The organism is Pedobacter alpinus (genome assembly GCF_042684645.1).
GTDB classification, from domain to species: Bacteria; Bacteroidota; Bacteroidia; order Sphingobacteriales; family Sphingobacteriaceae; genus Pseudopedobacter; species Pseudopedobacter alpinus.
This window is the reverse complement of record NZ_JBHULV010000050.1, coordinates 40,206-56,832: the sequence shown is the minus strand read 5'-3', so window position 1 is coordinate 56,832 and position 16,627 is coordinate 40,206. Positions and strand designations below refer to the sequence as shown.

Below are 16,627 nucleotides of genomic sequence, written 5' to 3'. Positions count from 1 at the left end.
AGGTTTAAAAAATAAAGCCTCGTTAATTTGAGGCTTCATTAAATATTTTAAAACTGATTTTTCCACATCATACTTTCAACAGGTTTAGTGGTTTTGTTGTTGTACTTGGCATTGTTTTTTGTGTTGTACATAGTTTCTATTTCTCCTTCAACAACAAAATAAATGAGCTGCCCAATTGGCATACCTGCATAAATTCTTACAGGCTGTGTGGCCGATATTTCTAAAGTCCAAGTGTTACAAAAACCAACATCACCTTTGCCGGCAGTGGCATGTATATCAATACCTAAACGCCCAGTGCTAGATTTTCCTTCTAAAAAAGGAACATGTTTATGGGTTTCTGTGTATTCTAACGTTACACCTAGGTATAAAGTATTGGGTTGCAGTACAAAACCGTCTTTCGGAATTTCAAAATGTTCAATGGTGTTGTGTTTTTTAGCGTCAAGTTCGCGGTTGGTATAACAAGCTAAATGTTTACCTAAATGTACATCGTAAGAATTTGTGCCTAAGCATTCTCTTTTAAAAGGTTCAATAACAATGGAGCCTGCTTCAATCTCTTTTAATATCAGTTGGTCAGAAAGTATCATGTTTTATTTTTGCGTTTGCCTAAATTATGATTATTTTAAAATAATTTTGTCATCAAATTAGAAATTTAAAAAATGCCCATCACTTTTTTTGAAAACATAGACGACAACACCTCCATAGCAATGTGGAAAATAGAGGAATCTCCCGAAGTTTTAGAGGCACAATTACAACTTAAAGAACATGAGTTAAAACTTTTACGTTCTTTAAGTAAAGAAAAAAGAAATTTACATTGGTTAGCAACAAGGGTGCTTTTACGTAAAATGCTAAACACCCAAGAGTATATAGATTGCCAAGCAAATGAAAACGGGAAACCTATTTTAATGAACCATCCACACCATATTTCTTTAAGCCATTCTTATGATTATGCAGCTGTAATGGTAAGCAAAACAAAAAAAGTAGGGATAGATATAGAAATCATTAAATCAAAAATAGAAAGGGTGCAAAACAAATTTATGAATAGCGAGGAGTTAAGTTTTATTGGTGATGAAGATAGAATTGAAAAACTTTACGTTTGTTGGTGCGCTAAGGAAGCTTTGTATAAGCTAAACGGTGAAAAGGAAATTTCTTTTAAAGACCATATTCATTTAAAAAGTTTCAATTATGAAGAAAACGGATCTTTGATTGCTAAAATTGAGAAGCAAAACTTAAAAGAGGCTTATACTGTTAATTATAAAAAGTTTGATAACTATATGTTGGGTTATGTTAGCGAGTGATGATGAAAAATAAAGAAGTAAGGTTTGAAGATTGGGGATTATTAGACTACCAGCAAGCTTGGGATAAACAAGAGCAATTATTTTCTGAAACAGTGGCTGTAAAAATATTTAATAGAAACCACCCCGAAGAAGAAAAAGCAACTACTAATTATTTGGCTTTTGTAGAACATCCGCATGTTTATACTTTAGGTAAAAGCGGCAAGCCAGAAAACTTATTATTAAACGAAAAAGAGCTTAAAGAAAAAGAGGCGGTTTACTATAAAATTAACCGTGGCGGCGATATTACTTATCATGGCCCAGGCCAAATTGTTGGTTACCCTATTTTAGATTTAGATAATTTTTTTACTGATATACACCTTTACCTAAGAACTTTAGAAGAAGCCGTTATTTTAACCTTGAAGGATTATGGCATTACAGCCGGGCGTTACGAAGGCTTTACAGGTGTTTGGATAGATGGTGATAACCATAAAGCCCGTAAAATTTGCGCAATGGGTGTACGCTGTAGCCGTTGGGTTACCATGCATGGTTTTGCTTTTAATGTAAATGCCAATTTAGATTATTTTAAAAACATAGTCCCCTGCGGGATTGATGATAAAGACGTAACCTCCATGGAGCGTGAATTAGGGCATAAAGTAGATATTAAAGAAGTTAAAGAAAACCTAAAACGTCATATTGCCGCACTTTTTGATATGCAATATGTGTAGCCATGAAAATTTTATGCTTTATTAAATTAAGTACTTTTTTAGTTTGTGGGGGCTGTAATAAAAAAACAGATGTCGTTCTACTTGATACTAAGCCACCAATTGAAACAATTAAATCAGGAAATTTAACTTATTTGGCTTTAGGAGATTCTTATACAATTGGGCAATCTGTGGAGGTTTTTCAAAGCTTCCCAAACCAATTAATTGATCAGTTAAAAAGCACTAGGTCTAATGTTAGCGGAAAATTATTGCATAAACTGGTTGGGCAACAGATGATTTAATAAATTTTTACTTGTGGTAGGTGTTATCACCAACCACTTTAAATATTAACACCGATTAAAGGTAGAAACCTTTTACGTTCTCTTTTATTTCATCTATAATTAAATCGTTTATTCCTATATTTATTTAATGTATCCAGGTATAGAATTTTTTACCGCAACTTGTCTCAATTGGCAACCACTTCTCTCTTTTCCCATACACAAAGAGATCTTAATGGATAGTTTGAAGTTTTTAGTTGCAGAAAAAAGAGTTTGGATTTACGGATATGTAATTATGCCAAATCACATCCATATCCTATGGAGAAAGCAAGATGCTTGGATAGAGAAAAACGTTCAACAGCATTTCTTAAAATTTACTGCACAGCAGATGAAATTTAATTTATTAAAAAACAACCCTATAGTATTACAGAATTACAAAAGTACGCAAGCCGATAGGCAATATCATTTTTGGGAAAGAAGACCATATAATGCAACGATGCTTTCCCGTAGAGTATTGGAGCAAAAACTCGATTACATTCATTACAACCCAACTAAGGCAAACTTATGCCTCATACCTGAAGAATATCTTTACTCTTCTGCTCAGTTTTACCTTTTGAATATTCCTAATCCTTTACTTACTCATTATATGGAACACATATAGGTGGTGCGGTGACAACACCGACCACAGGGTAAACAAGAGCTATTACTTGTGGTTGGTGTTATCACCAGCCACTTTTAATTACCCACCACAAGTAAGATTTTAATACTTTGGGAGGTAAATTGATAACACTGGCCACAGATTAAAGATTCTTAGGTGGTGCGGTGATAACACCGACCACAGGGTAAATGGGTTAAACTTTTGGCACCGTTGGTTGCTAGTAAGTTTTGAATAGAGTTTTTACCGTTTTTATCTTTGATAACATCAAAAATAACTTTATTACAAACTATATTAAGTTAAATAACGTTAATATTTAGGTTTTGAGAAAAAGTTAGATAAATTTGCAAATTGAATAAAAAAATGAAGAATTACCTTATCATATTATTTGTTGCAGTTTTGGGCTTAAGTTCTTGTATAAAAGATGATAATGCAGAATTTGTTGACCCTAATGTGCAGTTTGGAAAAGACACTACAATTATTAAAGAATTTATTGCTGCCAATAATATTCCAGCAATCAAACATTCATCTGGCTTATATTACCAAATTTTAGATCCAGGAGTAGGAAATGTTACCTATGCCGCAAACACCCAAGTAGAAGCTATATATACAGGCAGACTTTTAAACGGGACCGTTTTTGATACCTCTGTAGGGAAACCTAATTTTAAAACTGCGTTAGGTGGTGTTATTACAGGTTGGCAAATTGGCATACAATTGATACAGAAAGGTGGTAAAATAAGATTACTTATCCCTAGTGGTTATGCTTATGGCTCACGGCCGCAAGGTCCAATACCAGCAAATTCTGTTTTAGATTTTGATATAGAATTAATAGACGTACAATAAATGATAAAGAAATATTTAAGCCTGTTAATTTTAGCAGTAGTTTTTTTAAGTGCTTGCGAAAAAGAAACAAGGTCTTTGAAAGAAATAGAAGACGAGACAATACAGTCTTATCTAAGAACAAATAATTTAACAGGTTTTACTAAAGACTCTACAGGCTTTTACTTTAAAGTTATTAGTTTAGGAACTGGCGATGTTATTGGTTACCCTACTTTTGTAGGTGTATCACAAACTACAACATCTATTAATAAGAGTGTGAATTATGAGTTTTCTAAATATAACCCTCAGTTTAATTATGTAGGTTACATTACACCAACCTCTTGGAGAGAATCTATGTTGAATATTAGAAAAGGTGGAGAACTAAGAATTATCACCCCATCTTATCTGGCTTTTGGAAAAGATGGATCTGGATCTACCTTACCAGGAAATGCAATTTTAGACACTAAATTATCGGTTGCTAATGATGCCGATAGACCTTCTTATGAAGATGCTTTAATAAGAGAATATTTAACTGAAAATAATTTAACAGCTACCAAAGATGCAAACGGAATTTATTACAACATCGAAACCTTAGGCACTGGGGCAGCAATAACTCCAACATCTTCAATAAAAGTTGCTTATACTGGTAAATTATTAACAGGAGCAATATTTGACCAAGCATTACCGGCTAATCCGTTAACAATTTCTTTAGCAAATACAATTGAAGGATGGAAATTAGCTGTACCGCTAATTAAAGTCGGTGGAAAAATAAAAATTTACATCCCGTCAAGGTTTGGATATGGAGCAAATGCCCAATCTACAATACCTGCCAATTCAATTTTAGAATTCGAGATTCAGGTTATAGAATAATAATCCAAAAACAATAAAAGCAGCTCTTAAGCTGCTTTTATTGTTTTAAGGCTTCTTTGTAAACAGCCAAACATCTTTCTCTAGCCATTTTATGGTCCACAATAGGTTGCGGATATTTAAAAGGATCACTAAATTCTGGCACCCATTTTTTAATATAGGCTAAATTTTTATCAAACTTTTTAACCTGTTCGTAAGGATTAAAAATTCTAAAATAGGGTGCAGCATCAACACCGCAGCCAGCTGCCCATTGCCAACCGCCAACATTACTAGATAGTTCAAAGTCTAATAGTTTTGCTGCAAAATAGTCTTCTCCCCAACGCCAATCAATCAATAAATGTTTGGTTAAAAAGCTGGCAACAATCATACGCACTCGGTTGTGCATAAAACCTGTTTGGTTTAACTCTCGCATACCAGCATCCACAATTGGATAGCCCGTTTTTCCTTCGCACCAAGCTTTAAACTCTTGTTCGTTGTTTCTCCAAGGTATTTTATCGTATTCTTTTCTAAAACTATCTTTTGCCGAGTGTGGAAAATGATATACAATGGTAAAATAAAAATCTCGCCAAATTAATTCGCTTAACCAAACATTACTTTTAACTTCAATTGCTTTTTTAAATAATGCTCTAATGCTAACTGTGCCAAAACGTAAATGCAAACTTATTCTAGAAGTAGCATCTTTAGCAGGGAAGTCTCTGTCATCTGCATAATTTGCTAACGCTTGTTTAAAGCTTTTATCCGGAAATTCTAAATCAGTTTTCTCAAAACCAATATCGTTTAAACTTAAATTTTTAAATGGTTGGGTTCTTAAATAAGTTGTGGCGTATTTTTCTGTTGGATAGGATTTATAGTAAAAAGGCTTTAGTTGAGCTAAATATTTGTTTTTGTAGGGCGTAAAAACTACATAAGGCTCTCCATTATCTTTTAAAACCTCGTTTTTCTCAAAAATACACTGGTCTTTAAAACTAAAAAAATCTATGTTTTTAGATGCTAAAAAATCTTTAATTTCTTCATCTCTTTGTATAGCGTAAGGTTCATAATCATGGTTGGTATAAACCGCCTTAACATCATAATTAGTTATTAACTTATTCCATATTTTTGAAGGCTGCCCGTATTCAATCAATAATGAGGATTCAAATTTGTCCTCCAAATCTTGTTTCATCAAGCCTAACTCTTGATGGATAAAACTTACTCTTGCATCTTTTTTATCTTCTAATTTATCCAATATTTGGCTATCAAATATGAAGATAGGTAATACTTTAAAATCACTTTTTAAAGCATGGTATAAACCTGCATTGTCCGTTAACCTTAAATCTCTTCTAAACCAAAATATTGCAATGTTTTCTTTAGGCATAAATGTAATTCAGGGCGTTTTTAATATCGGCAAACTTAAATCTAAACCCGGCATCTTCAATTTTTTGAGTACTCATTTTAGTGCTTCCTAAAACTACAGCACTCATTTCTCCCAAAGCCAAATTAAGAGCAAAGGTAGGGACATTAGGTAACCATAAAGGTTTTTTTAGTTGTTTTGCAATGGCTTTTGTGAGTGCTTTATTGGTTAAAGGATATGGGCTACACATATTATATGCACCATGTAAGTTCTCATTCTCAATCCCGTAAACATACATATCTATTACATCTTGCAAATGAATCCAAGAAATCCATTGGTTGCCACTGCCAAGCGGTGCGCCAACTCCAAACTTTATAGGTTGGGCAATTTTTTGTAATGCACCAGATTCTTTATCTAAAATTACACCTGTTCTAAATTTAACAACCCTTAAACCCAAACCTTTTGCTTTATCAACAGCATCTTCCCATTTAATACAGCAATCTGCTAAAAAATCATTTGCTGGCAAATCTTTTTCTACCATCAATTGGTTTCCTCTATCACTATAAAAACCAGCTGCAGAAGCAGAAACCACGGTTTCCACCTGATGAGGATACTTTTTTAACAAATCGTAAATTAAAGTAATAGAATCTGTGCGGCTATTAATTAAAACTTCTTTTCTTTCGTCGGTCCAACGTTTATCTGCAATACCTGCACCCGCTAAGTGTACTATAACATCAACACCTTTTATACATTCGGCATCAATTTCCTTTTTTTCTATATCCCACTTAAAGGTTTTATATACTGATTGCTGTTCGGGATTTCTACTTAAGTGTTGAACCTTGTAACCTTTTTGAGTTAACAATTGACTAAGATGCTTGCCTACAGTACCTGTGCCACCCGTTATTAAAACTTTTTTACTCATAATATATAAACCAAACATTTGTCATTTGGTTTTAATAACTACAAAATGATGCCTAATATGTTAAAGCTTAAATATTTATGTAAAAAATGTATTAACTGCTAATATAATCTTGAAGGTTTTGGATGGTTTGTTTTTGATCTTGAATGATAAATTTAACCACATCACCAATAGAAATAATACCTGTAAGTTTGTTGTTTTCTTCAACGGGTAAGTGCCTAATGTGTTTTTCTGTCATCACTTGCATGCAATGATCTAAACTTTGTTTTGGATTAATAACGATAGGTGCAGGTGTCATTACAGTACTAATTTGTACTTCTTTAGATGATTTTCCTTTTAAAACCACTTTACGAGCGTAATCACGTTCAGTAAAAATACCCACTAAGGCATCATTTTCTGTTATTAGGATAGCACTAATATTATGGCTATTCATAATTTCTAATGCTTCGTAAACCAAAGTATTTGGCGAAACTGTTATTATTCTGCTTTCTTTAATGCTTAAAATTTGGTGTACAGTTATCATAAATTTGGTTTTTGGTGTTACTAAAAATACCTAAAAAAATTTCTTAAAACAAAATGTTAATGGGTATTTATTTAAGGATGATATTTTATAAGGGTTTAAAATTAACAATGTTACGAGCCATACCATTAAAAATAAATAGATGAAATGGCCACATTAACCACCAATACAAACGGCCCCATAGGCCGCTGGGTCTAAAAGTTGCGGTTTGCTTTAAGTATAATTTATTGCTTCTTTCTATTATAAAAAATTCTAACCAAGCTTCGCCTGGCAGTTTCATTTCTGCGTAAAGCATTAACCTTTTATTTTTTTTATCGGCTAAAATTACTCTCCAAAAATCTAAAGCATCGCCAGCAACAATTTCGTTTCCGTTTCTTCTGCCTCTTCTGGTGCCCACGCCTCCAACTAACTGATCTATAAAGCCCCTTAATCCCCACAACCAATCTAAATAATACCAGCCTCTTTTGCCACCAATAGACCATATATTTTCTAAAACCCTGTCAACATCTTTTTTAAACTCTAACTTTACGGTATAATTTAATGTCCCGTTTTGTGGCACTTCAACCTGATCCATAAAACTTGTGGTTAAATAACCTTTATTTAATGCATCTCGCCAGCTAGAAACAATAGAATTTTGCTCAATTTTAACAAACGCATAATTTAAAGCTTGTTGGTAGCTCACACATTCATGCGGAATAATTTCTTTAATATGATGATTGCTACAAACTACTTCGTTACGCATACTTTCTACCAAGCTGCTGGCAATATTATAATTTACAGATGTAACTATGTTTAACCAATAAGATGAAAGCTTAGGTGTTAAAACAGGAATGGTTAGGATGTAGCGTTTAAGGTTTCGAGCTTTAGCGTAACCCAATAACATTGCTTTATAGGTTAAAATATCTGGCCCACCAATATCAAAAGTTTGATGATAGGTTTTTGCATTCCCTAAAATATTTTCTAAGTAAAATAAAACATCCCTAATAGCTATCGGTTGGCATTTGGTATGTAACCATTTTGGAGCAACCATAAATGGAAGTTTTTCGGTTAAATCTCTTATAATTTCGAAAGAGGCACTGCCAGAGCCAATAATTATTGCCGCCCTTAAGCAAGTGTGTGCAATTTTGCTTTTTTTAAGAATATCTTCTACCGCTAAGCGAGATTTTAAATGCGTTGATAACTCTTCATCATTAACAATACCTGTTAAATAAATAATTTGCTGGCAGCTTGTTTTTTCTAAAGCAGTAACAAAATTTTGGGAAGATAGTAGCTCTAGTGAGGAAAAATCTGCTTTTGAGTTTCCCATGCTATGTACTAAGTAATAGGCAGCATCAATATCTTTAGGGATGTTTTTTAAAGATTCTTCATCTAATAAATCGCCGATGATGATGTGAGTATTTTTATCTGAAATTAAAGCCTCTTTTACCCTCCTTTTATCTCTAACTAAACAATATATTTCATGGCCGGCTGCCTGTAAAATAGGCAAAAGCCTTGTGCCAATGTATCCGTTTGCGCCTGTTAAAAGAATCTTCATAGTTTGTTAACAAATTTATTGAATTTAGGTTTTTTTAGCGGTTTTAAGGAATTATGAGCTTGTTTAAAATTTATCTAATAAATTGTTTATGCTTTTGGGCTACAACTTCGTTAATTTTTTTCAAGGCATTATTTTTTTTGAAGGAACTCAAGATTGACATAAACGTTCTTCCTATTCTACAAGCAAAATTGCCTTCCGATATGTTGACTCCACATTCTGCAAGACATTATAATGCAGCTTATTATTATATCAACAAAATTTAATAAAAAAAAAGGTAACCAACATTACATTGATTACCTCATTATATTTTAAGCTAAAAATTTTAATTACCACCTCTAGTTGGTCTTCCACTGCTAGAAGATGAACTTCCACCACCTCTTGAAGAGGAAGATGATGATTTTGAAGATGGTTGAGAACGTTCTACACTTCTTGTTGGTGTATTACTACTTGTCGCACTTCTTTCAGAACGGCTGCTATTGCTAGATTGAGTTCTTGGTGAAGGTGCCGGCGTAGATTGATTTGGCGTACTTCTTTCTGTTCTACTTGAACCAGAATTAGATGGTCTGCTACTTTCGCTTCTGCTAGAACTACTTTCTGGGCTTACAGCTGGTTGGCTAGGTTGAGTTCGCTCTACCCTTGTATTTGGTGAAGCTTCTCTATTTCCGCTAGGATTTTCTGATCTCGACGGACGAGCATCAGTACCAACTGAGCCACCATTTTCGGTTCTTGTACTAGAAGTAGTTCCTCTATTTACATCAGGTCTTGCGCTGTTTGTAGTTCCATAATTACTATCAGATCTTGATGGTCTTAAATCTGAATTTACAGCACTACCATTTTCGGTTCTAGAATTAGAAGAAGTTACTCTATTTACATCTGTTCTATTGTTATTGGTAGCATTGTCCGCTCTAGTAGGGCGTGGACTGTTGCTGGCAATGCTTCTTGGTGCAGATGCGTTATCACCTCTACTCACATTTGGTCTGTAAATATTTACAGCATCTCTACTAATTCTATCAGAACCTGGTCTTGTGCCATCGGCAACTCTGTAAACTGGTACATTTTGTCTGGTAGCTCTTCTAACATCGTCTCTGCCAGGGCCACTGTAATAATTTACATTTCTGTTGGTGTAAACATTATTAATAATGGTTGTATTGTTAATAATGTAAACATTTCTGCGTGGTTCCCAATACCTTCCGTATGATGGGTAATAAATACATCTTTGTGGGATAAACACCCAATGGTTATTAGGTACAAAATACCTTCTACCAATATTTATGTTTACACTAATTCTGGGAGCTAAAGGTGCCCATCCGTAATAACCGCCACCCGTTCTCCAAGTTACCCAAGCTGGTCCCCATTCGGTATCTGGTGTCCAAATCCATCCATCATAATCATCATAAAACCATCTTCCATAATGAAACGGAGCCCAACCCCACTCGTAGTCAGATACCCAAGTATTTCCATACTCGGTCATTACCCAACGTCCGTTTGTGTAGTATGGCCTAAAGTCTCGTCCAACGTTTGGGCGCCATACGTAGCCATAATCTGGATTGTTAATCCAATCTCCATGGTAAGATAACTCGTCGTAAAAAACTTGTAAACTTATTCCTCTGTTAGGATTAGCCTGTGTTTTATTAATACCTAGGCCTATTGTTAAAAAGAATATTCCAAAAGCCAATGCTGTTTTTTTAATGCCGTTGCCCATGATTTCTAATATTTAAATTGGTTGCTATTTAATTTATTAACGCTTCAATATTGTTTTTCATGTGTTTAATACTAAATGTTACAATTATAATACACGATAAATATATTGATATAAGAACTGGTTGAAAACCCTATAAAACAGGCTTCTATTTATAAGACGAGTAACTTTGCAAAAAGGTGTCAGATAAAATAAATAATATAGGTAAGAGGATTTTAAAAGCAAATGGTTTAATTTGTAATATGTTAAAAGGCACATTATACCTCGTCCCAGTAGTGATGGCAGAAGGAGCAGAAGAGAAATCTTTGACTCCGTTTTTGTCTCAAACCGTTAATCAGATTAAAGAATACATTGTTGAAAACGAAAAAACAGCAAGACGCTGTTTAAAAGCTGCGGGTTTAACTACACCACAAAGTGAATTAATTATTCATGATTACGGCAAACATGAAAGAGGTGGAAGTTTAAAGCCTTACTTTCAGGGTTTAGAAGCTGGAAACGATGTGGGTTTAATGAGTGAAGCTGGTTGCCCTGGTGTAGCAGACCCAGGTGCTGATATAGTTGCAGAAGCACATAAAAGAGGAATAAAAGTGGTGCCTTTAGTTGGGCCAAGTTCTTTACTGCTAGCATTAATGGGTTCTGGTTTTAATGGACAAAGTTTTGCTTTTCATGGATACTTACCTATTGATAAAATGGATAGGGTAAAAAGGATTAGAGATTTAGAAGGTTTTTCTGAACGTTTTAAACAAACGCAACTATTTATAGAAACTCCGTTTAGAAACAACCCTATGCTAAACGATATTTTAGCAAGTTGTAAAAACGATACAAAGCTATGTATTGCCAGTAATTTAACTGCTGAAGATGAATTTTTAAAAACAAAAACCATTGCCGATTGGAAAAAAGAACAACCAGAATTACACAAAATACCTACCATATTTCTGCTTTACCGTAGCCGATGAGAATTCCTGCACCATCAGATATTTTAATAGTTGGTGTAAGCCCAGTTACTTTAGCATTGGCTACAGTATTAGCTAAAAGCGGATTAAAAGTTTTAGTTATTGATGAAAGCATAAGCCCTAAAACAAATTTTGACAGTTTGCAATTAAGCAACTACTGCCAAAATTTATTAGTAGATACTGGTTTTGAAATTGGTGAGAATTTGGAAGCTAACAGTTTTATAAACCAGAGTTTTAAACTTTTAGCACATTATTTATGTAGCGTAATTTGGGAAACCAAAATTGAATTCAAGACTGTTGATAATTATAATTTAATTCATAATGGCATTCAATATAAATATGCTTCCTCTTTCGTTTTTTTTGAAAAGGATTTAATTATTAGCTCAAAAAATCACGATTTAAACTTTAGAAATGTTTTTTTACTAGCGTGGCGAGTAATTGGTATTGTAAATGAGCGCTTAAATTCTTTGGTTTTAAATGGTTATACCGAAGAAAAGAATTTATTAGTTTCATTTTCTGATGAGCCAATTGAAACAGGGTTTTTCGCTAAACTTTTTAAAAACTGGATTCCAAACAAAAAGGAAATAAATTATACTGATAGCTCCGTTAATTTACACCTTAGCCATCAAAGAGACTTAGCAGCTGGCAATCTTTTACCAGATTTACCATTTTATAATGAAAAAATAAAAGAGCAAATTTCACTTTACAAATGGTGCAACTACCATTTTTTTTCTTTGATAATTATTGGTCGTATTCATTCAAATTTCTTGTTTAACATTGCAAAATGGGTGCAATTAAATTATCAAATTCAGCTGTTTTACCTACCTTACAGCGAAAAAAATAAGGATTTTTTTGAAACTTTAGGATTAGAAGAAGGTAAACAGCGTACCTTAATTATAAGACCTGATAGGTATATTGGGTTTTTACATGATGCCATAGACACCGATATTTTAGATAATTATTTGAGATCTGTTTTGCTGATGAAAGCTAAGGCAGAGTGATGATGTTTGTTTTTTTAATATGATGTGTCATTGCAATCTTTCTTCTCGGTTTATGTTTCTCACATAACGAAAAGAAACATAGTAATTACGGTCTGTGAGGACACAGACCATGGAAGATGGCAAAAATCAATATATTTAACATTAGATTGCTTCGTTCCTCCTAATGACTCAAAATTTCTCTTTAATACAGCACTCTAAACTTAATGGTGTTTTCTATTTTACGCAGTTCTTTTAACAATCCTTTTGCATAGGTTGTGTCTATATCTGTAATTACATAACCAATTTGTGGATTTGTCATTAAAAACTGCCCAACAATATTTATATTATGCTTTGCCAATACTTTGGTAATTTTAGACATAATACCCGGTACGTTTTTATGGATATGCACTAAACGGTGAGATTCTGCTATTTTTGGCAACTGTAAATTTGGGAAATTAGAGCTTCTAAACGTAGTTCCGGTATTGATAAAATCGGCCATACGTTTAGCAATTAATGTTTTATTGCTTGGGTTTTTTAAGCTATCAAAAACCACCATGCCCATTTCTGTACAAATAGAAAAATCAATTTTATCTTTTGCGCTTCCTAAATAACCTATTGTTTTTAGTTTAACCGCTTTGCTCAATTGCTCGTTACATACAGTTTCACCTTCACCTAAAAGTAACATGCCAATATCTTTCACATATTTTTCTTCCAAAGAAGTTTTATGGCGGATAGAAAAACCGTCCTTCTTTAAAAAATCAATAGATTCTTGCGGAATATCGCCAACTAACAAACAAAGAATTCTGTTTTTAGGGTAAGATATGGCTTGTGGTAAATTGCTCACATACAAAAACTCGTCAAAACTTGGCGCAACATGATCCGCTTTTTCTGCAACGGTTTTACGCTCAATATTTTCTGTATAAGCGAAAAACTTTTTAATCATTCCAGATTCTTTCAGTTGAAAATCCGAATGGCCATCGCCAATACCATAAATATCGCCCATTAAAGGCATTTGCTTTAACAGTTTTACTTTACCGTTTTCTTGCGATAATGGGTTTTCAGTATCATACCCTATAATATTTCCATCCACATCAAAAATAAATGTGTTGGCATAAATATTATGTTTTTTAATATGGTAAGCGCTTACAACAGGTGTTATAAACTCTTTAAAACCTCCAGAAACTATCAAAACCTCATCAGCATGTTTTTTAAAAAAAGCTTTATTACGCTGAAAAGAAGAGGAAACTTTTTTCTTTAAATGCTTAATCAGTAAATCTAAATGTCCTTTGTTAGCGTTCAACAATTTTACCCTTGCAGCTAAGCTTTCTGTAAAAGAAAGTTTGCCTTCCATAGATAAATTGGTTAAATTTTCAATTTCTTGATAAATAGCCTCTCTATCAGGATGATTTTTCAAGGAAATACGGGCTAATTCATCTAAAGCTTCTACTTGCGTAAAAGTGCTGTCAAAATCTATAATAAAAAATGGTTTCAAAGTAATTGTTTTTAAGTCTCAAAATTGCACAAATCATTTTTAAAAAGCTAAATTATTTGATAATTAGGCAGATTTTAGACTATTTACTATTTCGGTAATTGTTTTTTTGATAGGGAAAAACTGAAAATTTAAAAGCGTTTTTATTTTTTGATTATCGTACTCAGTGGTTTTAGAGGCTGTATTTGCAACGGTTTTGTTTAAACCACCTTTGCCTCCAGTTAATGTATTTTTTATAGAATTTAATCGCCAAGCAATATTAAGCATCCAAGGTTTAGCTAATTTTAATGGTGTTTTTCTGCCAAATTCTTCAGCAGTAAGGCTAAACAATTCTTTATAGCTTAAATTTTCGGAATTAATGATGAAGCGTTGGTTATTTACTTCGTTTTGCATTAACAAAATCATGCATTTTGCTACATCTTTAACATCAACAAAGCCGGTAGCACCTTGTGTATAATAACTAAAGCCATTTTTTATGGTTTCAAACAAAGCACCGCTGCATTCTGTACCTGCATCGACACCAATAATTACAGATGGATTTACGATAACGGCATTTAAACCTTCGTTTATGCCTCTCCAAACTTCCATTTCTCCGCGGTATTTAGAAACAGCGTAAGCATCATGTGTTTCAAAACCTTCCCAAAAATAGGTTTCGTTAATTGCCTCGCTGTGTTTAGCACTACCTAATGCAGCAATAGAGCTTACATGTAATAGTTTATCAATGTTAAATTGAATACATAGGTTTACTACATTAGCAGTTCCTTCTGCATTTACTAAAAGCATTTTTTCTTTTAAATTTTTATCAAAAGAAACCAAAGCTGCACAGTGGTAAACTTGGGTTATATTTTCAAAAGCCAATTCAAAATCTGAATAATCTAAAATATTGGCAAATACCCATTCAATTTTATGGGCAAAAGGAATTAATTTTTGAGGAATTACGGAGTTTTCTTTTTTAGTGCACCTCACTTTATCTTCGGTTTGTAAAAGCTGTACAACCAATTCGGCACCTAAAAAACCTGTAGCTCCTGTTACTAAAATCATTCTTTTTATAGTGTGATTTATTTAAATCTAATTGCTGCGAATCTAATCATATTTATGAGGCAAATAGATGCATTAGATCATTGTTTTGTTAGCTTAAACATAAATCTTCTAAAACTGTTTTATATTGCGGATATTGATTAATTAAATCCTGTTTTTTAGCCATTTCAAAATCTTGAAAATCAAACCCAGGGGCAACCGTACAACTTACCAAAGCAAAGCCCTTTTTATTTTTGACTTGCGAAGCAAACCAACAATTTGCCGGGATGGTAGCTTGTAGAACTTCTCCAGCTTCCAAATTTGAGCCTAAATAAATTACCTCAATCTTATCATCAATAATAACTGTAATGGCTAAACTTTCGCCTTGGTGGTGAAACCATAATTCATCAGATTTAATACGATGAAGGTGAGATTTTTGTTCTTCCTTTAATAGAAAATATATAGCGGTACTTGTATTTCTGGTTTTGCCTTCACTATTAATTACGGTTTGCTCACAACGGTAGGTTTCAGCATAAAACCCACCTTCTGGGTGGGTTTTAAGATTTAATTTTTCTATATAATATTCAGCAGTAACAGTCATTATTTATTGTTTGTTTTCTTCAGCCTCTTCTTTAGCCTTTTTCTTAAAAAAACCTCTTAGTAAAAAATTACTTTGTAAAGCCTCCATGTTTTCATCTAATTTTTTACTACTGGTTTCTAAATTCTTCATAATACCTCTAACCTGGTTTGCAGTAGCGGCATCATTTAATAATAAACCAGCAGCATTATCTGATTGATTTAATTTTCCTGACGCTTTATTTAAGTTTTCCGTCATTACCGCTGCAGAGGCAGCTGTTTTTTGTAACTCAGCAACAGATGATTTTAATTTTGCAAATACAGCGGTATCTGTTAAAAGGTCATCGGCTAAGCCACCTTTGGTATTTAATTTATTACTAAAAGCATTTAACTCCTTGGCCATTCTGTTTGCAGATGCTGTGGTAGTTTCTAAATTTTTAACAATTGCTTTAAAATCATCTGCCAATTGTTGGTCTGTTAGTAAAGTGCCTACAGTACCTTTTCCCTCAACCATATTGCGAGCCAATATTTTAAAATCAGTGGTAATATCTACCAAATTCTTATTATTTACTTGCAAAGTTTTCATAATATCATCGGTAGATAAAGTGGTGTTTACCGCTATAACATCACCATCTTCTACAAAAGGAAATTTTGGAGAACCTCCATCAATGACTACAATTTTGTTTCCTATTAAACCATCAGACCCGATGCTTGCTTTAGAGTCGGTATGAATGTATTTATGAGCCTCTTCTTCTATACTTAAAATTACCTGAACTTGTGACGTACCGTAAAACTGTATTTTCTTAATAGTACCTACTTTAACTCCAGAAAACCAAACGTTATTTCCTACTTTAAGGCCTTGTATATCATCAAAAACCACTTTTAATGTAAAGCTTTTTACAAAAGTTTTCTTTTGTCCGCCAAGGGTAAAAACACCTAGTAAAAAAATCACTAAACCTATAAATAAAAATATACCTACTGTTATCGCCTTTTTATTATCTGTTGGTTGGCTCATG

Annotated in this window: 18 protein-coding genes; 8 read left to right on the top strand and 10 right to left on the bottom strand. The window is 33.3% G+C overall.

The window, feature by feature from the left end:
* Nucleotides 1–47: 47 nt before the first annotated feature.
* The gene (gene dcd, locus ACFSSE_RS14780; RefSeq protein ID WP_379048027.1) at nt 48–584 is read right to left on the bottom strand and encodes a dCTP deaminase; all 537 of its coding nucleotides are present in this window, start codon (nt 582–584) and stop codon (nt 48–50) included.
* A gap of 72 nt (nt 585–656) precedes the next feature.
* Between dcd and ACFSSE_RS14775 the strand changes: the two genes are divergently transcribed.
* From ACFSSE_RS14775 to ACFSSE_RS14750, 6 genes are all read left to right on the top strand, one after another.
* Nucleotides 657–1,295: a 4'-phosphopantetheinyl transferase family protein gene (locus ACFSSE_RS14775; RefSeq protein WP_379048024.1), complete on the top strand. Its 639-nt coding sequence runs from the start codon at nt 657–659 to the stop codon at nt 1,293–1,295.
* Entirely contained in the window at nt 1,295–1,999 is a 705-nt protein-coding gene (lipB, locus tag ACFSSE_RS14770) for a lipoyl(octanoyl) transferase LipB (RefSeq protein ID WP_379048021.1), read from the top strand. The genes ACFSSE_RS14775 and lipB overlap by 1 nt, the downstream gene beginning before the upstream one ends.
* 2 nt (nt 2,000–2,001) lie before the next feature.
* On the top strand, nt 2,002–2,277 hold the full coding sequence (locus ACFSSE_RS14765) for a hypothetical protein (RefSeq protein WP_379048018.1): 276 nt from the start codon (nt 2,002–2,004) through the stop codon (nt 2,275–2,277).
* A 211-nt stretch (nt 2,278–2,488) separates the two neighbouring features.
* On the top strand, nt 2,489–2,914 hold the full coding sequence (locus ACFSSE_RS14760; protein ID WP_379048015.1) for a transposase: 426 nt from the start codon (nt 2,489–2,491) through the stop codon (nt 2,912–2,914).
* A gap of 357 nt (nt 2,915–3,271) precedes the next feature.
* Nucleotides 3,272–3,751: an FKBP-type peptidyl-prolyl cis-trans isomerase gene (locus ACFSSE_RS14755; protein WP_379048012.1), complete on the top strand. Its 480-nt coding sequence runs from the start codon at nt 3,272–3,274 to the stop codon at nt 3,749–3,751.
* Nucleotides 3,752–4,597: an FKBP-type peptidyl-prolyl cis-trans isomerase gene (locus ACFSSE_RS14750; RefSeq protein ID WP_379048009.1), complete on the top strand. Its 846-nt coding sequence runs from the start codon at nt 3,752–3,754 to the stop codon at nt 4,595–4,597.
* A 37-nt stretch (nt 4,598–4,634) separates the two neighbouring features.
* Here ACFSSE_RS14750 and ACFSSE_RS14745 read toward each other — a convergent pair whose 3' ends face one another.
* The 5 genes from ACFSSE_RS14745 to ACFSSE_RS14725 form a co-directional block, all read right to left on the bottom strand.
* Entirely contained in the window at nt 4,635–5,948 is a 1,314-nt protein-coding gene (locus ACFSSE_RS14745) for a cryptochrome/photolyase family protein (RefSeq protein ID WP_379048006.1), read from the bottom strand.
* Nucleotides 5,941–6,846, bottom strand: coding sequence for a TIGR01777 family oxidoreductase (locus tag ACFSSE_RS14740; RefSeq protein WP_379048003.1), 906 nt, complete (start codon nt 6,844–6,846; stop codon nt 5,941–5,943). Before ACFSSE_RS14740 ends, ACFSSE_RS14745 begins: the two co-directional genes overlap by 8 nt.
* Before the next feature lie 91 nt (nt 6,847–6,937).
* A complete protein-coding gene (locus tag ACFSSE_RS14735; protein WP_379048000.1) occupies nt 6,938–7,366 on the bottom strand; it encodes a CBS domain-containing protein in 429 nt (142 codons plus the stop codon).
* A gap of 85 nt (nt 7,367–7,451) precedes the next feature.
* Nucleotides 7,452–8,897, bottom strand: a complete 1,446-nt coding sequence (locus ACFSSE_RS14730) for an SDR family oxidoreductase (protein WP_379047997.1) — start codon at nt 8,895–8,897, stop codon at nt 7,452–7,454.
* 322 nt (nt 8,898–9,219) lie between these two features.
* Nucleotides 9,220–10,599: a DUF6600 domain-containing protein gene (locus ACFSSE_RS14725; protein WP_379047994.1), complete on the bottom strand. Its 1,380-nt coding sequence runs from the start codon at nt 10,597–10,599 to the stop codon at nt 9,220–9,222.
* 239 nt (nt 10,600–10,838) lie between these two features.
* On the opposite strand from ACFSSE_RS14725, the gene ACFSSE_RS14720 reads away from it, so the two are divergent.
* Entirely contained in the window at nt 10,839–11,552 is a 714-nt protein-coding gene (locus ACFSSE_RS14720; RefSeq protein WP_379048119.1) for an SAM-dependent methyltransferase, read from the top strand.
* A complete protein-coding gene (locus ACFSSE_RS14715) occupies nt 11,549–12,550 on the top strand; it encodes a hypothetical protein (RefSeq protein WP_379047991.1) in 1,002 nt (333 codons plus the stop codon). Before ACFSSE_RS14720 ends, ACFSSE_RS14715 begins: the two co-directional genes overlap by 4 nt.
* A 181-nt stretch (nt 12,551–12,731) precedes the next feature.
* Here the strand turns inward: ACFSSE_RS14715 and ACFSSE_RS14710 are convergent, their stop codons facing one another.
* From ACFSSE_RS14710 to ACFSSE_RS14695, 4 genes are all read right to left on the bottom strand, one after another.
* On the bottom strand, nt 12,732–14,021 hold the full coding sequence (locus tag ACFSSE_RS14710) for an HAD-IB family phosphatase (RefSeq protein WP_379047988.1): 1,290 nt from the start codon (nt 14,019–14,021) through the stop codon (nt 12,732–12,734).
* 63 nt (nt 14,022–14,084) lie between these two features.
* Nucleotides 14,085–15,059 (bottom strand): NAD-dependent epimerase/dehydratase family protein, encoded by a 975-nt coding sequence (locus ACFSSE_RS14705; RefSeq protein WP_379047985.1) that lies wholly within the window; start codon nt 15,057–15,059, stop codon nt 14,085–14,087.
* 88 nt (nt 15,060–15,147) lie between these two features.
* Nucleotides 15,148–15,636, bottom strand: a complete 489-nt coding sequence (locus tag ACFSSE_RS14700) for a cupin domain-containing protein (protein WP_379047982.1) — start codon at nt 15,634–15,636, stop codon at nt 15,148–15,150.
* Nucleotides 15,637–15,639: 3 nt separating this feature from the next.
* On the bottom strand, nt 15,640–16,626 hold the full coding sequence (locus tag ACFSSE_RS14695; RefSeq protein WP_379047979.1) for an MlaD family protein: 987 nt from the start codon (nt 16,624–16,626) through the stop codon (nt 15,640–15,642).
* Nucleotide 16,627: the final 1 nt, after the last annotated feature.

What these genes read in the sequence shown, in the direction of transcription:
- dcd (WP_379048027.1), bottom strand. Translation starts at nt 584, where the DNA reads ATGATACTTTCTGACCAACTGATATTAAAAGAGATTGAAGCAGGCTCC.
- ACFSSE_RS14775 (WP_379048024.1), top strand. Translation starts at nt 657, where the DNA reads ATGCCCATCACTTTTTTTGAAAACATAGACGACAACACCTCCATAGCA.
- lipB (WP_379048021.1), top strand. Translation starts at nt 1,295, where the DNA reads ATGATGAAAAATAAAGAAGTAAGGTTTGAAGATTGGGGATTATTAGAC.
- ACFSSE_RS14765 (WP_379048018.1), top strand. Translation starts at nt 2,002, where the DNA reads ATGAAAATTTTATGCTTTATTAAATTAAGTACTTTTTTAGTTTGTGGG.
- ACFSSE_RS14760 (WP_379048015.1), top strand. Translation starts at nt 2,489, where the DNA reads ATGGATAGTTTGAAGTTTTTAGTTGCAGAAAAAAGAGTTTGGATTTAC.
- ACFSSE_RS14755 (WP_379048012.1), top strand. Translation starts at nt 3,272, where the DNA reads ATGAAGAATTACCTTATCATATTATTTGTTGCAGTTTTGGGCTTAAGT.
- ACFSSE_RS14750 (WP_379048009.1), top strand. Translation starts at nt 3,752, where the DNA reads ATGATAAAGAAATATTTAAGCCTGTTAATTTTAGCAGTAGTTTTTTTA.
- ACFSSE_RS14745 (WP_379048006.1), bottom strand. Translation starts at nt 5,948, where the DNA reads ATGCCTAAAGAAAACATTGCAATATTTTGGTTTAGAAGAGATTTAAGG.
- ACFSSE_RS14740 (WP_379048003.1), bottom strand. Translation starts at nt 6,846, where the DNA reads ATGAGTAAAAAAGTTTTAATAACGGGTGGCACAGGTACTGTAGGCAAG.
- ACFSSE_RS14735 (WP_379048000.1), bottom strand. Translation starts at nt 7,366, where the DNA reads ATGATAACTGTACACCAAATTTTAAGCATTAAAGAAAGCAGAATAATA.
- ACFSSE_RS14730 (WP_379047997.1), bottom strand. Translation starts at nt 8,897, where the DNA reads ATGAAGATTCTTTTAACAGGCGCAAACGGATACATTGGCACAAGGCTT.
- ACFSSE_RS14725 (WP_379047994.1), bottom strand. Translation starts at nt 10,599, where the DNA reads ATGGGCAACGGCATTAAAAAAACAGCATTGGCTTTTGGAATATTCTTT.
- ACFSSE_RS14720 (WP_379048119.1), top strand. Translation starts at nt 10,839, where the DNA reads ATGTTAAAAGGCACATTATACCTCGTCCCAGTAGTGATGGCAGAAGGA.
- ACFSSE_RS14715 (WP_379047991.1), top strand. Translation starts at nt 11,549, where the DNA reads ATGAGAATTCCTGCACCATCAGATATTTTAATAGTTGGTGTAAGCCCA.
- ACFSSE_RS14705 (WP_379047985.1), bottom strand. Translation starts at nt 15,059, where the DNA reads ATGATTTTAGTAACAGGAGCTACAGGTTTTTTAGGTGCCGAATTGGTT.
- ACFSSE_RS14700 (WP_379047982.1), bottom strand. Translation starts at nt 15,636, where the DNA reads ATGACTGTTACTGCTGAATATTATATAGAAAAATTAAATCTTAAAACC.
- ACFSSE_RS14695 (WP_379047979.1), bottom strand. Translation starts at nt 16,626, where the DNA reads ATGAGCCAACCAACAGATAATAAAAAGGCGATAACAGTAGGTATATTT.